The sequence below is a fragment of the bacterium genome, from assembly GCA_024742285.1.
GTDB lineage: Bacteria > Myxococcota_A > UBA9160 > UBA9160 > UBA4427 > UBA4427.
The window spans coordinates 1-15,185 of sequence record JANSYR010000012.1 but is presented as its reverse complement, the minus strand read 5'-3'; the positions used below and the strand labels follow the sequence as shown (position 1 = coordinate 15,185).

The window sequence follows — 15,185 nt, the reverse complement described above, 5'->3', positions numbered from 1 at the left end:
GATTCGCGAGGTCGCGGAATCCGGGAGCCGACCCGCTAGGCTCCCGCGATGGCCGGCGATCCCTCACGTGACGAAGCGCTCTCTCCGAGCGGGATGGGTTTCGCGACGGCCTGCTACCTCGCGTGGGGCCTCGTCCCGATCTACTGGAAGGCGATCGAGCACATCCCCTCCGACGAGGCGCTGATTCCGCGGATCCTCTGGACGATGCTGCTGCTGATGGCGGCCGCCACCGCGACCGGCAAGCTCGGCGAGCTCCGCCCCGCGAAGGCCCGGGAGTGGGGCTGGAACCTGCTCGCCGCGCTGCTGCTCGCAACCAACTGGCTGATCTTCATCTACGCGGTGCAGTCCGGGCAGATCGTCGCGACCAGTCTCGGCTACTACATCAACCCGCTGATGAGCATCCTGCTCGGACTCGTCGTGCTCGGCGAGCGCCTGAACCGCGCGCAGACCGTGGCCGTCGTGGTCGCTGCCCTGGGCGTCGCGACTCTCACCGTCCGCGCCGGCGGGCTGCCGTGGATCTCGCTGGCCCTCGCCAGCTCCTTCGCGCTCTACGGACTGATCCACAAGGTCAGGCCGCAGCCTCCGCTCGGCGGACTCGCACGCGAGATGCTCGTACTGACGCCCCTCAGCCTGCTCGCGGTCCTGGCGCTGACCGCGAAGGACCACTCGCCGCTTCTCGCCGCGAGCGCCGGCGAGCACGCCTACCTCTCGCTCACGAGCGTCGTGACCGCGGGCCCCTTGCTGCTCTTCCACGCGTCGACGCGGCGCCTCCCCCTCGCCGCGGTCGGCATGTTCCAGTACATCGCGCCGACGATCACGCTCGCACTGGCGACGTTCATCTACGGCGAGGCCTTCACGACCGCCCACGCGACGGGCTTCGGCTTCGTCTGGATCGGGCTGGTCGTCTTCACGTTCGACTCGGTGCGCCGCGCGAACCTGCGCAACGCGCTGATGGCGGCGGAGTGAAGCGCGGCACGAGCCGGCACGGGCCTGCGGGCCCCGTCTCGAGTTCGTGCGACGGCTGGGATGCGCACTTCCGATCCGACGAACCGAGACGTCGCCGCGGCGAAGGCCGGATCGGCAACCGGCAACTCCCGCGCTGCGCCGGCGAAGGCGAACGGGAATCCCGCGCGGGCCCGACGCGAAGGCGCCCGGCAGGTCGAACGTAGATCGGCCGCGACAGCGCTTCTCGCGGCCGTTTTCGAGACTCTTGCCTTCCCGCGATGCTTGACACGATGGGGTCGTCGGGTGAAGATCGGCCCCGTCGAAGCGGCCCTGCGCGGGCCCATCGCGAAGCTGAACATGCCGAGACGCGTGACGTACGGGGCAAGCGCCCGGGTCGCATTCGTTTCACGGAGACGGAAATGACCCCGGAAGAGATTGCAGTCGAGTTCGCGGAGATCTTCGACGATCTCCCGTCCGAGCAGATCAACGAGATGCTCGCGAAGAACATCCCCTTCGAGACCATCGAATTCTTCTCGCAGTACGCCGAAGCCTTCGCCGACGGCGCCGGAATCCACGGCGACGCGCGCGGCCGCCTGCCGAACCTCCTTCTCTTCGGCTACCTGATCCGCGTCCTCGAAGAGCGCCTGCTCCCGGACGACGACAGCACCCCGCTTTCTTGAGTCGGGGGCACGGCGGCTCGACTTCGAGGCGCCGTGCAGGTCGGCGACGCAGAGCGGAAAGGGCCGTCGGCTCGTGTTCGCGGCGCGGGGTGTGATGTCACGCCCGGTGCTTCTCGCGGACGGCTTGCGCGGTATGCTCCCGCGCCATGAGCGAAGCACGCCAGGAAATCCGTACCGCCGACGCGCCCGCGCCGGTGGGTCCCTACTCCCAGGCGATCCGCGCCGGAGACGTCGTCTACGCCTCCGGGCAGATCCCCCTCGACCCCGCGACCGGCGAGAAGGTCGGAGGCGAGATCGAGGACGAGGCACGCCAGGTCCTGGCGAACCTGAAGGCGGTCCTCGAAGCCGCCGGCAGCGGCATGGATCGGGTCGTCAAGGCGACCGTCTACCTGACGGACCTCTCGCTCTTCCCGCGCGTGAACGCCGTCTATGCCGAAGCCTTCGATGCGGATCCCGCTCCCGCTCGGGTGACCGTCGGCGTGGCCGCTCTGCCCCTGGGTGCCCAGGTCGAGATCGACGCGATCGCGCTGGTCGGCTGAGCCGGCGTCGGCCGGTCAGCCCGGGCGATCCTCCGTCCGTGCCTCGGCGCGGCGTGCGAGCCGTGGGAGGTTGACCGCGTTCACCAGGACGTGCGCGGCGATCGGCGCGAGCAGGTGCCCCGTCGCCTCGAAGAGCCAACCGAACGCGAAACCCATCGCGACGGCGTACACGCTCCAGAGCGCGAGCTCCCGGCGCGGCAGGAAGTGACAGGCGCCGAAGAGGAGGCTCGCCCAGACGAGCCCGACGGCCGGCTGCAGCGCCCCGCGAAAGAACATCTCCTCGGCGATGCCGCTCGCGAAGGCCAGCAGGATCCCGTCCGCGGTGGTGATCCCCATCAGGCCATCGCCGAGGGTGTCCGCCAGCGCCTCGCCCAGGGTCGAGAAGCGCGTCATCAGCTCGGAGAGCCCCAGCGAGACGAGGCCCAGGGCGAGACCGGCCAGCAGCGCGGTGCCGAGCCCTTCGAACGACTCGGCCCGCCCGGGCGGGTGGAGGATCGAGGCGCCGGGCGTCGACATCCGCCAGACCAGGGCGATGCACCCGAGCGCGCCGTAGAAGAAGAGCGCACCCCGAACGAAGGCCGTGCGGTCCGCGCCCTCGTCCTCGATCGGCGCCTCCTCGCGCGCGCGATCGTCCTCGTCGTCGGGCTCTTCGCCGAACATCTGCGCTCCAAAATCGAGGGCAAAAGGCCCCGATACGGCCCACCGGTTGATGCGACCGAACGCTCTGGGTAGCCTATTTCGTCGAGAGATCCCCGCCTGGCCGGCCACGCAGACCGAGCGCGCACCCCCCGCGCGACCGATCCCGACTCCTGGGATGAGACTCGAGGCCCCGATCCGTCAGGTTCACGATCGCAGTACGAGGTTCGAACGGCGCCGCGAGCGATTCGCGCGCACGTCGGAACGAAGGGAATGGAATGGACGAGCGAGTCCCGATGACTCCCCGTGGCTACGAGGCCCTCAAGGAAGAGCTGAAGCACCTGAAGACGGTCGAGCGGCCCGCCAACGTGAAGGACATCGAGGAGGCGATCGCCCACGGCGACCTCTCCGAGAACGCCGAATACCACGCCGCCAAGGAGAAGCAGGCCCACATCGCCGGCCGGATCGCCATGCTGGACGACAAGATCGCCCGGGCCCAGGTCATCGAGACCTCGGGCCAGGACCCCGACAAGGTTCGATTCGGCGCGACCGTCCTTCTCTCGGATATCGAGACCGAGGACGAGGTCTCCTACACGATCGTGGGCGAGGACGAGGCGGACGCCAAGCAGGGCATGATCTCGGTGACGTCGCCCGTGGCCCAGGCGCTGATGAGCAAGGAAGTCGGCGACGACGTCTCGGTCAAGGTGCCCAAGGGCATCCGCGAGTTCGAGGTCCTCGAAATCCGCTTCGACGCGCTCTGATCGGTCGGCAGCGCCCGTTCTGGCGCATCCCCGGCCCCCGATCCGACCCGGAGGGCGCACCGAAACTGCCGGTGCGAGAGCGTTGCGGTCGCCCCGCCAACGCGTAAACTCCGCCCCCCGAGTTTCCGTTCCCCGGTAGCTCAGCTGGTAGAGCAGGCGGCTGTTAACCGCCTTGTCGCAGGTTCGAGTCCTGCCCGGGGAGCCAATTCGTTCCGCGCACGACGCGTGCGGAACGAAACGGAACCTTTTTTCGCTTCGCGCGCCTTCGGCGCGCTTCGCTGGGCCGCAGGCGCTTTTTGAGCTCGTTGCGCCGAAGGCGCGCTTCGTTTCGGCCGCAGGCGCTTTTTCGGCGCGCTTCGCTGGGCCGCGGGCGCTTGCCGCTTGTGCCGATCCGGGCGATGAGGCGTTCTGCTCCGCGCGCCGTTGGAGCGTCTTCGTTCCGCCGCGCCTGCGGATCTCTTGGCGTCATTTGGGGCAGAGCCTCGCGCGTGCGTTCTGCCGGTGGGCTGCGGGTGGGGCATTTCGAAGGGCAAGTCACGGGCGGGTTGGTGGCAGCTCTTCAAGGTGGGGTGCAACGGGACCGATGAGAGCGTCACGGCCGGGTTTGGGGGCCGCGAGGTTTCCGATGTTTCGTGCCGTGCTCTCGTCGCTCCTGTCCTTGGTTGCGTCCGCTGGAACGGCGACTGCGCTCGAGTTCCGTGCGGACTTCCGCCAGTCGACCTTCCAGGTAACGGCGGGGGACACGTTCTCGGATCTGCTCGCGCAGCACGAAGGCGAGACGCTGATCCAGAGCAACGTCATCGATTCGCTGCAGAACGTCTCGACCGCGGTGCACGGCGGCGGCGTCAGCTCGAACTACAGCATCCTGATGACCACGGACGTGACGATCGGCGTCGAGGGGCGATATACGTTCCAGGTCGGGACCGACTGGGGGCGCGGCGGCGCTACGGCGCTGATCGACAACACGACGGGCTCCGTCGTCTACGAACGCGTGATCACCGACGACGTCTGGTGGGACTACGACTGGAACAATCCCGACGTCTTCGAGACGACCTTCGACTTCGCGGCCGGCGATTCCTACACGCTCGCCTGGGTCGGTTTCGAAGGATGCTGTGGCGGCTCCACGACCCTCCGCTTCTCCGTCGACGGGGGTGGCTTCGCCGATCTGACGTCGACGAACTTCGATCCCTACGTGCTGACGCCGGAGCCTTCGACCGGCGTGCTGGTCACGCTCGGGTTGGCGGGACTCGCGACGACGCGCCGGCGGGACGAGCGCGACTCGGCCTGACGGCCCCAGAGCACCGGGGGGTCGACGCGGGCACGCGCGCTTACCTGAGTGTTTTCAGCCTCATTCGATCCGCCCCGTGGCGCGCGCGGCCGGTCGTCCCGTCGACGGTTGCGGCGGGCGACGCGAGTTCGATGCACTTCTCCGTGCAATCCCGCGACCGGATGACTCCCGCCGGGGCGCTTCGGGCGATATGCTGGCCGCCGAGCGTCGTCCATCTCGGGGGGATTCCGGGCGCCGATTCCGGTGCCGAGGATCACAAGATCGCCCTGGGCCGTCGACTACCGTCCGAAATCCTCCCCCCAAAGGACTCGCCCGCAGTCCCGGGAGTACCCGTTTGCGTCCCTCGAGAATCCTCCCCGCCACCTTCACCTTCGTGGCCCTGGTCGCCCTCGCGACGATCGCCATCGCCCCACCCGCGGCCGCCGACACCGGTTGGGTCCGTGGCAACATCCGTCTCAACCTGCGCGCCGGCGCCGGGACCCAGTTCAAGATCCTGGGCGCCGTCGAGACGGGCGACGAGATGGACGTCCTGGCCCGCGGCGAGAGCTGGACGCGGGTGCGCACGAGCGACGGCAAGACCGGCTGGATCCCCGCCGGCTACCTCGAGACCGAGCCTCCGCCGACCCTTCGCCTCGAGATGCTCGAGAGCGAGACCGCGAGCCTCCGAAGCCAGCTCGAGGAGATCCGCTCCGAGGCGGCGCAGCTCCGCGAGTCGAACGCCACGCTCGCCTCGACCGACTCCGGCCAGCGCGCCGAGATCGAGTCGCTCAAGATCGAGAACTACGAGCTCCGCGCGGGCAGCCGCTATCAGGAGTGGATCACCGGCGCCCTGATCCTGGCCGGCGGCATGATCCTCGGCGCGTTCCTCCACCGGAACTCGACGCGGCGCCCGTCCTCCCGCATCCGCTTGTAACCCGGCGGGCACAGACGCTGATCCGGCGGGCGCAGAGCGCCCTTGGGCTGCAGGCGCTGATCCGGCGGGCGCTGACCTTCTCGGCGTCGGCGCACTAGACTCGCTTCATGGAAATCGAAGGACTGAACGTCGTCGACGAAGTGAAGATGGGGATGATGCTCGCGGCCAACGACCGCGACTCGGTCCTGGCGCGGGCGCGCAAGATGGAAGAAAGCGGCCTCGACTCGATCTGGGTCGGGGACCACATCGCCTTCCACATCCCGGTGATCGAGAGCCTTTCGCTCCTGTCGTTCTGCGCCGCCGCGACCGAGCGGATCGAGCTGGCGACCGGCGTGCTGCTGCTGCCCCTGCGCAACCCGACCCTGACCGCCAAGATGACCGGGACGATCGACATGCTGTCGAACGGCCGCTTCATCTGCGGCGTCGGCGTCGGCGGCGAATTTCCGCCGGAGTTCCAGGCCGTCGCCTCCCCGATCGAGGAGCGAGGCCCGCGGACGAACGAGGCCATCGAGATCCTGCGCGCCCACTGGGCCGAGGGAAAGGCCGGCTACGACGGCGAGTACTACCAGTTCGACCCCGTCAAGATCGAGCCCAAGCCGGTTCGAACGCCGCCCATCATCGTCGGCGGCCGAAAAGCGGTGTCGATGAAGCGCGCCGGACGCCTCGGCGACGGCTACATCTCACACATGTGCGACGTCGAGACCTACACCGCCAACATGAAGGCGATCGGCGGACACGCGAAGGAAGCGGGCCGGGACGGCCTGCCCTTCCACACGGCCGCGCTCCTCTTCACCGTCCTCGACGACAGCTACGAAGCCGCCCACAAGCGGGCCTCGGAGATGCTCGGAACGATCTACAACACCGACTTCACCGAAGCGTCCAAGCGCTACTGCCTGCTCGGCAAGCCGGAAGACTGCCTCGAGCAGATGCGCGCCTTCGCGAAGGCGGGCTGTCGCCACTTCGTGATGTCCGCGCTCTCCGACCCCGACGAGATCATCGAACGCGCTTCGACGGACATGGTCCGGGAGCTGCGCTCGATCGTCTGAGGGGGAGCGGGGGAACGGTCGCGCCGTCAGCTTCCCGAGCGCGCGACCATCCCGGCGAGCACGCCGATCGCCATCAGGAAGGCGAGCACACCGGCGATCACGGAGGTCCGGCCGGCGAGTCGGTGGGTTCGGGCGACCTTCGGATCCGGCGCGGGATCCCCGGGATCCCGGGTCACGAGCTGGGTCCCCTCGAGCTTGCGGGCCTGGAGCCAGGCGACGATCCCGCCGCCGAGCATGAAGACGACGAACACCTCGTGGATCCGGAGCACCCAGACGTCGAGGCTCGACCAGACCGACTGATCCTCGCGACCGAGGAAGACGACCTTCAAGAGGTACGCCGCGAGGAAGGCCACGATCAGGAGCGACGCGATCTTCATGCTGCGTCGATGGCGAGCGATCTCTCCCCGACGCGCGTAGCGAACGCCGAAGAGGCCGAAGCCACAGAGCACACCGAGGTTCAGGAGGGCTGCGGCCCAGAAGATGATCTTGGGATCCATCGAATCTCGTGTCGGGAAGAGGCGTCGCCCGCTTCACCGGCGGCAGGGTTCGCGCGCCACGGTAGCGAATGGGCCCGCCGCGGGCGCGTCGCGGTGGCCGCCGGCCTAGGCGTTCTGGCTGGTCTCTTCAAGCTCCCGCCCCGCGGTCTCGGGGATGAAGAGCATGACGAAGACGGCGACGAGGGTCAGCGCACTGACACCCACCGCCGCGGGCGCGATCGAGGCACCGACGGTCGTGAAACCACCGACCAGCCAGTACCCGGCCGCCGCCCCCACGGTCTCCATGAGGGTTCCCCAGCCCATGGCCGTATTCCGACTGGACGTGGGGAAGAGCTCCGTCACGATGATGCGCATCAGGACGTTGCCACCCGTCAGCAGGAACACGAAGGGAATCCAGACCAGGGGGAGCGTCGTCTCGGGACCGAAATAGAGCGCGAACGCGGTCAACGGAAAGAAGCCGAAGCCGAAGATCGCGACCGGGCGCCGGCCCCAGCGATCCGCGGCCCATCCCATCGCCGAGTTCCCGACGATCCCGAAGGTCCCTGCGACCAGCGCCATCAACGAGTAGTTGGCGGGCGTCCATTGATGGGTCGTCTGCACGAAGTCCGAGAGCAGACCGAAGGCCGGAGACGAACCGGTCGCGAAGAAGAGGGCCATCGCGGCCACGCCCACGACGCGCCCGGGATAGCGCCCCACGAGCTCGACGAGCGGGGAGATCCATCCGCTCTCGGGGCGCCGACCGGCGATCCGCTCGGCGCGCTCCTCCAGAAAGCGCGCGGTCTCGGGGATGTTGCGAATGAAGCGCGGCATGAGCAGGAGCGGGACGCCGCCGACCATGTACATGGCGCGCCATCCATAGGGCAAGACGTCGATGAATGCGTAGAGGATGGCGCCGAGGCCATAGCCGAAGGCACCGATCGCGCCGAGGATCCCGATTCCCCAGCCCCGATTCGCGGCCGGCAGCTCCTCGGCGATGATCACGATCGCGCAGGAGATCGCGGCGACGATGAAGGTTCGCGTGATCGTCTGCATCGCGACGAAGCTCTCGACGTTCGGCGCGAAGCCCGAGAGCAGGGTCCCGACGCTCATCCCGACGATCGCGACCAGGAAGACGATCCGGCGGCCCATTCGATCGGCGAGAGGCAGGACCAGGATCGCGGGGATGGCGCCGAGGCGGATCCACCCGAACCAGGTCGCGGCCTCCGACTGTGAAAGCACGAAGTCTTCACGGATCTGCTTGAAGGCAGACGTGAGCATCGACTGGTCGTAGTTCTCGAAGAGCGCCGCCAGCGCCACCACACCGACCAGCGCCACGTGCCGCTCGTTCAGGCCGAGCGGGACGCGTCCGAGGAAATGAGGCAGCCACCAGGGCCGCGCCACACGTCGAAGCGTTTGATCGGAGTCGTGTGCGGCGCCGCCGTCACGGCCGGTTTCCTGCACGCGCGGATCCTAGCAATCGGGTGAGCGGCCGGTGCGCTTCCTGACCGCGAGTTCGTAGGCGTTCGGGGCCTTCCCGCGAACGAACGCGCTTCGTACCGAAGGGCCGATTCGGGTAGGATGGTTCCATGTCGACTCTCGCGATCCTGCCCGCTCGATACGGTTCGACCCGCTTTCCCGGCAAGCCGCTGACGCCGATCGCGGGCAAGCCCATGATCCAACACGTCTGGGAGCGGACGCGGGCAGCGAAATGCGTCGACGCGGTCGTGGTCGCGACGGACGACGAACGCATCCGCGAGGCCTGCGAAGGATTCGGCGCCGAGGTGGAGATGACCCGGGACGACCATCCGACCGGGACGGATCGCCTCGCCGAGGTCGCCGCGCGCCGGGATCACGACGTGATCGTCAACGTGCAGGGGGACGAGCCGCTGATCGAAGGCTTCGTCGTCGACGCCGCGGTCGAAGCACTCCTGAAGGACGAGCGCGCCGCGATGTCGACGATCGTCCATCGCGCCGAGCCCGAGGCCGCAGAGGACCCGAACCGGGTGAAGGTCGTGCTGGACTCCGCGGGCTTCGCCCTCTACTTCTCCCGCGCTCCGATCCCATTCCGCCGCAAGGACACCGGGATCGCACCGCTCCAGCACGTCGGGCTCTACGTCTACCGCAAGGACTTCCTGCTCGAAATCGTGAAGCTCGAACGAAGCCCCGCCGAACGGACGGAGGAGCTCGAGCAGCTTCGCGCCCTCGAGAACGGCTACCGGATCCGGGCAGCCGAGATCGCGGGATGGACGAGCGTGCCCGTCGACGTGCCCGAAGACGTCGCCGTCGTCGAAGCCGCCCTCGCCCGAAGCGGAGGCGCTGCATGAGCGCCCGGATCACCGCCGACACCGTCCGCGAATGGGGCCGGCGCTACTCGAACTGGGGCCGCTGGGGTCCCGACGACGAGCTCGGCGCGCTGAACTTCATCACACCGGGGCGGATCCTCGCGGCGACCGCCCTGCCCCGCCGCGGTCAGGTCATCTCCTGCGGCCTCGACTTCGACCACAAGGGCCCGCAGAGCGGCGCCGGCGGTCGCCACAACCCGATCCACTTCATGCTGCAGGACGGCGGAGACGTGCTCGCCGGCGCCCAGGACGGGATCCCCGGCGGCTTTCGCTATGCGGACGACGCGGTGACGATGCCGCTCCAGTGCGGAACCCAGTGGGATGCGCTCAGCCACGTCTTCTACGACGGCAAGATGTACAACGACCGCGACATCGAACTCGTGACGAGCCGTGGCGCGCGCGTGAACGGGATCGAGGCCGCCAAGAACGGCGTCGTCGGCCGCGGCGTCCTCCTCGACATCCCGCGCCATCGCGGCGAGCTCTGGCTCGAGGACGGGTTCGCGATCAAGCCCGACGACCTGGACGCCTGCGCGGAGGCGCAGGGCGTCGCGATCGAGAGCGGCGACATCGTGCTGGTTCGCACGGGCATGATGACTCGCTGCCTCGACGAGGGCTCCTGGGACGGGTACTGCGGAGGAAGCGCGCCGGGCCTCTCGGTCCACTGCGCGAGCTGGCTCTACGACCGGGAGATCGCCGCGGTCTGCACCGACACCTGGGGAATCGAAGTCATCCCGAACGAGACCGAGGACTGCTTCCAGCCGCTCCACATGATCTCGCTCCGGAACACCGGCGTGCTCTTCGGCGAGATCTTCAACCTGGACGCGCTCGCCGAGGCCTGCGCCGAGGACCTCCGATACGCGTTCCTCTTCACGGCCCCCCCGCTCCCGATCACCGGCGCGGTCGGTTCGCCGATCAATCCCCTGGCGATCCGTTAGGCGGACTCGATGAACCAAGGCGGACCCGGCGGGGTCGAGCCCTCGAGATCGGGAGGAATCGCATGACCAGACTCGGCGCTCGAACGGCTCGTCCGAGAGGGTCGCTCTTCCTGAGCCTCGCCCTGATGCTCTTCGCAGCGCCCGGCTGTGCCCCGACGACGGGACCGGTCTCCCTGGTCGAACAGGGGTTCGTCACCCTGCACCGCGTCGACCGAGCCGACCTCGTGGCCCCCGAGCGAATCGACGACCTCCGACGCGTGGGGATCCGCTCCTTCCCCGAACCGGAGCTCGGACACATGATCAGCTATCGCGACGACAGCTACCCCGACGCCAAGATCGACGTCTACGTCTACCCGATCACGATCCACGAGGAATCGACCCTCTCCGCCGCCCTCTCGATCGAAGCCCAGTCCATCCTGGACGGGATGGACATCGCCGCCCGTCGCGACCGTCTCGCGTACGGCCCTCCGACCTTCCGCCAGCTCTCCCCCGACGGAACGGCCGAGTCGGCGGGTGTCCTGATCGAACGCAGTCTCGTCCTCGCCGATTCCGAACGCCTCCGCGCGCGCAGCTTCGGTTTCGTGAACGTGAAGAACCACCTGTTCTTCAAGGTACGAATCACGGGCGAGTTCCACGGCGACCCGACCGCAGACGATCACATCGTCGGTCTCGTCGAAGCCCTCCACGCGCAGGTCGGCGTTCGACCCGGGTCCATCGCCGCTCCGGACGTGCAGGTCGTGATCTACACCCAGGCCGCCGGCTCTCCGGCGGACGCATGCGCCCTCGCGGCATGGATCGTCTACGGTGCATTCCACCGAAACGAGATCCTCGAAGGGCGCTATCTCGACACGTTCGAGCGTGAGTACGCTGCGCGCCACGGCGCTCTCGAGGCCTGGCGCCAACGGGCCTCGAGCCTCGCGGCAGAGGGCACTCCCTGCGGCGAGACGAACTTCACCACGGCCGACCGTGTCGACGCGGCCGGACTCTTCCGTGAGTACGTCCGCGCTGCCTTCGGCCAGCCCTGGTGGACCTTTCCGCCCGATCTGGACCGCGAAGCGTTCGATCGCTGGATCGAGGCGCACGACGACGGACGGGATCCGATCCGATTCCCGGCCGTACGAATCATGTGGAAGATGGCCGACGGCTGAGATCACGCCGACACGTCCGGTCGAACGAAGCGGCACCCCCAAAGCGACCGGCAACGCGGCGGCAACTCCGCCGCATGCGCCGCGATTCGGACCGTTCCCGATCGAGCCCTGGGCGGTCCCGGTCGATGAGTCCCGAGGAATCCACCTTCTTTCCTCGAGATCCTCAAGATGTCCCGACGCTCTTTCGCGCGATGCCACCGGTCCGCCGGACGAATCCTCCTCCTCGCGACGTTCTGGCTCCTTCTCGGGTCGACGCGTGCCCTGGCGCTTCCCGCGACGGACTTCTCCTTCGCGGACGCCTCGACGCTCTCCCTCGACTTCGACGAGATCGCGATGAGCCAGAGCACGGTCATCACGAACCAGTACGAAGCCGGCTACGGCGTGACGTTCTCGCCGAACGTCTGGTACGAGAACAACCGCGGCGCGCTCGGTTGGGACGGGAACAACTTCGCGAACTTCCAGACCGGAACCGGCACCGTCAACGCGACGATCGAGATCATCTTCTCGGGCACGGTCACGGCCGTCGCGATGGAGTTCGCCGCCAACGACGGCAACGCGTTCGAGTTCACGGCGTTGCGCGCGGGCTCGGTGGTCGAGACCACCGTGTTCAGCCACGGCACGTGCTGCGCGGCCGCGGTCTACGGCCTGCGGGACATCGAGTTCGACACGCTCCGCATCAGCCACGACTCCGGCGGCTCGGCCTTCTTCATCGCCGACCGGCTGACCTGGAATCTCGTGCCGGAACCGGGCACGGCGATCCTGCTCGGGCTCGGCCTGGGCCTCCTGGCCCGGCGGCCTCGAGCGACGCACGGCTGAAGAGCGGACGCGTCATCACGTTCGGCCCGGATGATTCACATTCCGGGGCCCAGAACGAGAAAGTCCCTGGGATCAGGCCATCAGGCCCCGAAGCGGCTACGACATCCGCGATCCCAGGGGCGGCGGCGTTGGGAACCTGCGTCCCACGCAGCACCTAGCTATTTCGACGAAACGGTTCAGCGTTGCTAGGACGCCACCACCTCACTCGCCGTAGTGCTACGTTGGTCCATTCTTACCTCCCAAAGTCGGCATGGTATGGATGGGCATGCGCCCCAAAGCGCATGCCTGGTTCCCGGGCTCAGGTGGTCGCCGTAACCGCCCCTCCGGGCCGCTCCCACGACTCGCCCCCATGAACGGGCCGCGGTGAACTCGGGAATGAGTGAATTCCCTGCTGAGGAACTTATCGGAGCGATCCGGGTGCGGCCATAGCTCCATGGCCAGCTGAACGACGAACCTCGCCAGATCGCCCCCCTCGGCTACGCTCCTCGCCCGGATTCCCGCAGGAGAACCCCGATGCCGACCCCCCCTAAAGACTCGACGACCGCCACGCTCCTGGTGAGCTGCGACGATCGCCCGGGGCTGGTGGCCGCCCTCTCGCAACTGCTCTTCGCCCTCGGCCTGAACATCCTGGACGCGGACCAGCACACCGATTCCGTCGCGGGGAAGTTCTTCCAGCGCATCCGATTCGATCTCGCGACCGGCAACGGCGGCTCCGTGATCGACGAGAAGACCCTGCAGGGCGCGATCCGTGAAGTGGCCGACCGCTTCGAGATGGAATGGACCCTTCGCCTCGACCGGGACGTCCCGCGGATGGCGATCTTCGTCTCGAAGACCGACCACTGCCTCTACGACCTCCTCCTGCGCCACCGTTCGGGCGAGCTCCACTGCGACATCCCGCTGATCGTGAGCAACCACCCGGATCTCGAACCGATCGCGGAGCAGTTCGGCATCGACTACCGCATCTATCCGATCACGAAGGAGACGAAGGCGGAGCAGGAGCGCAAGGAGATCGATCTCCTGGGCGAGTATCGGATCGATCTCGTGGTGATGGCGCGGTACATGCAGATCCTGTCGAAGCAGATGATCGACGCCTTTCCGATGCGCATCATCAACATCCACCACTCCTTCCTGCCCGCCTTCCAGGGAGGCCGCCCCTACCATCAGGCGTACGGACGCGGCGTGAAGCGGATCGGCGCGACCGCCCACTACGCGACCCTCGACCTCGACGAAGGACCGATCATCGAGCAGGATGTGGTCCGCGTCTCGCATCGGGACACGCCGAAGGATCTCGTGCGCAAGGGGCGAGACGTGGAGCGGACCGTGCTCTCCCGCGCCGTCTCCTGGCATCTCGACGGTCGCGTCCTCGTGTACGACAACAAGACCGTAGTATTCGACTGATCCATGGACGGACGACTCGCCTTTCTCGGAATCGTTTTCCTCATCCTGATCCTCGCCTGGGTCGGCGCCGGCGTGCTCTGGCGTGCGGCGGAGATGGCGGAGATCGTCGCGCCGCTCGATCCAGCGGACTACGACGAGCTGTCCGTCGTGACCGTCGGAACGGGGAGCGAGTTCGAGAACCCCGAACGCCGCGGCCCCGCGACCGCGGTCGGCCTCGGAACGACGGTCGTGCTCGTCGATGCGGGCCGCGGGATCGCCGAGGGGCTGCGCCTCGCGAAGATCCCGGTCGACCAGCCAGCGGTCGTCTTCCTGACCAACCTCCTGCCCTGGAACACCGTCGGCCTCGACGACCTCCTCGTGAACGGCTGGCTGACGGACCGCGAAGCGCCCCTCCGCGTCGTCGGACCGACGGGAACCCGCGCCCTCGTCGAGGGGATCAGTGCTGCCCACGCCGCCGGCAACGCCGCGATGGGAGAGGCGCTGGGCCTCCCGGAGGACGGCGGCCGGATCGACGTCCAGGAAGTCGGCGACGGATACGCCGAAGCAGTCGGCCCGCTCACGATCGAGGCGCGCGCCCTCCCGGGCGGTCCGATTCCGACCCTCGCCTGGCGCTTCACCGACGGTCGGTCCCGGATCGTGATCTCCGGCGCCGGCTGGGGTCACGAGGAGCTCGCGAGCTTCGCCGGCGGCGCCGACGTGTTGATCCACGAGGCCGCCTATCTCCCGACGGTCGCCGAGCTCGAGGGGACCGGCGCGATCGTCGAGGATGCGGAGCGAATCGACCGGGATCGCGCGCTGCACACGCTGATCGACGATGCGGGGCGTCTCGCGACGGACGCACAGGTGGACCGACTCGTGTTGGTCCGACTCCGCCCGCCGCCGTTCTTCGAGATCCAGATGTCGCGCCTCGTGGGAAACACGTTCGGTGGCGAAGTGGTGATCGCGGAGGACGGCGAGCTCGTCTTCCCCTGAGACGTGGACCGTAGTCTGCACCCGGCACGCATCCTGCGATGTCGGGCTTCATGCCGACGCTTCACTTCCCTCGACGACCACCCCACTGCCCGAACCCCGACTGCGATTTCCATTCAGATCCAACCGGTTGGCGCTTTCAGAAGAAGGGTTTCTACGAACGCGAGGCCCGGCCGCGCAGGATTCAGCGGTACCGCTGTACCCACTGCGGCCGCTACTTCAGTTCACAGACCTTCTCTCCGTCCTACTGGCTGAGACGCGGAGATCTCCTCGAGGACGTGTTCCACCTCCTG

Annotated in this window: 17 protein-coding genes and 1 tRNA gene; 15 read left to right on the top strand and 3 right to left on the bottom strand. The window is 68.0% G+C overall.

All coding sequences use genetic code 11. The features are described from left to right. The first annotated feature begins 48 nt into the window (after positions 1-48). From rarD to NXI30_19980, 3 genes are all read left to right on the top strand, one after another. Positions 49-966: an EamA family transporter RarD gene (rarD, locus tag NXI30_19990; GenBank protein ID MCR9096512.1), complete on the top strand. Its 918-nt coding sequence runs from the start codon at positions 49-51 to the stop codon at positions 964-966. A gap of 398 nt (positions 967-1,364) precedes the next feature. After that, entirely contained in the window at positions 1,365-1,625 is a 261-nt protein-coding gene (locus tag NXI30_19985) for a hypothetical protein (protein ID MCR9096511.1), read from the top strand. 146 nt (positions 1,626-1,771) lie between these two features. Further along, entirely contained in the window at positions 1,772-2,164 is a 393-nt protein-coding gene (locus tag NXI30_19980; GenBank protein MCR9096510.1) for a RidA family protein, read from the top strand. Positions 2,165-2,179: 15 nt separating this feature from the next. Here the strand turns inward: NXI30_19980 and NXI30_19975 are convergent, their stop codons facing one another. After that, the gene (locus NXI30_19975; protein MCR9096509.1) at positions 2,180-2,824 is read right to left on the bottom strand and encodes a CPBP family intramembrane metalloprotease; all 645 of its coding nucleotides are present in this window, start codon (positions 2,822-2,824) and stop codon (positions 2,180-2,182) included. A 254-nt stretch (positions 2,825-3,078) separates the two neighbouring features. Between NXI30_19975 and greA the strand changes: the two genes are divergently transcribed. From greA to NXI30_19950, 5 genes are all read left to right on the top strand, one after another. Then, a complete protein-coding gene (gene greA / locus NXI30_19970; GenBank protein ID MCR9096508.1) occupies positions 3,079-3,561 on the top strand; it encodes a transcription elongation factor GreA in 483 nt (160 codons plus the stop codon). A 129-nt stretch (positions 3,562-3,690) separates the two neighbouring features. Then, a tRNA-Asn gene (locus NXI30_19965) sits at positions 3,691-3,766 on the top strand. A gap of 420 nt (positions 3,767-4,186) precedes the next feature. Beyond that, complete coding sequence (locus tag NXI30_19960; protein ID MCR9096507.1) at positions 4,187-4,849, top strand: CCXG family PEP-CTERM protein; 663 nt, start codon at positions 4,187-4,189, stop codon at positions 4,847-4,849. A gap of 334 nt (positions 4,850-5,183) precedes the next feature. Beyond that, entirely contained in the window at positions 5,184-5,762 is a 579-nt protein-coding gene (locus tag NXI30_19955) for a TIGR04211 family SH3 domain-containing protein (GenBank protein MCR9096506.1), read from the top strand. Positions 5,763-5,869: 107 nt separating this feature from the next. Beyond that, a complete protein-coding gene (locus tag NXI30_19950; protein MCR9096505.1) occupies positions 5,870-6,808 on the top strand; it encodes an LLM class flavin-dependent oxidoreductase in 939 nt (312 codons plus the stop codon). 26 nt (positions 6,809-6,834) lie between these two features. On the opposite strand, the gene NXI30_19945 is transcribed toward NXI30_19950, so the two are convergent. Together NXI30_19945 and NXI30_19940 are read right to left on the bottom strand one after the other, a co-directional pair. Further along, positions 6,835-7,305, bottom strand: coding sequence for a DUF420 domain-containing protein (locus NXI30_19945; GenBank protein ID MCR9096504.1), 471 nt, complete (start codon positions 7,303-7,305; stop codon positions 6,835-6,837). A gap of 105 nt (positions 7,306-7,410) precedes the next feature. After that, positions 7,411-8,745, bottom strand: a complete 1,335-nt coding sequence (locus NXI30_19940) for an MFS transporter (GenBank protein ID MCR9096503.1) — start codon at positions 8,743-8,745, stop codon at positions 7,411-7,413. Between the two features lie 125 nt (positions 8,746-8,870). On the opposite strand from NXI30_19940, the gene kdsB reads away from it, so the two are divergent. From kdsB to NXI30_19905, 7 genes are all read left to right on the top strand, one after another. Then, positions 8,871-9,608, top strand: coding sequence for a 3-deoxy-manno-octulosonate cytidylyltransferase (kdsB, locus tag NXI30_19935; GenBank protein MCR9096502.1), 738 nt, complete (start codon positions 8,871-8,873; stop codon positions 9,606-9,608). After that, positions 9,605-10,561 carry a cyclase family protein gene (locus NXI30_19930; protein ID MCR9096501.1) on the top strand — a complete coding sequence of 319 codons (957 nt, stop codon included), beginning with the start codon at positions 9,605-9,607 and terminating at the stop codon, positions 10,559-10,561. The genes kdsB and NXI30_19930 overlap by 4 nt, the downstream gene beginning before the upstream one ends. A gap of 62 nt (positions 10,562-10,623) precedes the next feature. Continuing rightward, a complete protein-coding gene (locus tag NXI30_19925) occupies positions 10,624-11,709 on the top strand; it encodes a hypothetical protein (GenBank protein MCR9096500.1) in 1,086 nt (361 codons plus the stop codon). A 168-nt stretch (positions 11,710-11,877) separates the two neighbouring features. Further along, positions 11,878-12,525 carry a PEP-CTERM sorting domain-containing protein gene (locus NXI30_19920; GenBank protein ID MCR9096499.1) on the top strand — a complete coding sequence of 216 codons (648 nt, stop codon included), beginning with the start codon at positions 11,878-11,880 and terminating at the stop codon, positions 12,523-12,525. A gap of 513 nt (positions 12,526-13,038) precedes the next feature. Continuing rightward, positions 13,039-13,923: a formyltetrahydrofolate deformylase gene (gene purU / locus NXI30_19915; GenBank protein ID MCR9096498.1), complete on the top strand. Its 885-nt coding sequence runs from the start codon at positions 13,039-13,041 to the stop codon at positions 13,921-13,923. A gap of 3 nt (positions 13,924-13,926) precedes the next feature. Further along, a complete protein-coding gene (locus tag NXI30_19910) occupies positions 13,927-14,895 on the top strand; it encodes a hypothetical protein (protein ID MCR9096497.1) in 969 nt (322 codons plus the stop codon). Between the two features lie 38 nt (positions 14,896-14,933). Then, the coding region (locus tag NXI30_19905; GenBank protein MCR9096496.1) for a hypothetical protein at positions 14,934-15,185 on the top strand (252 nt) is incomplete at its 3' end.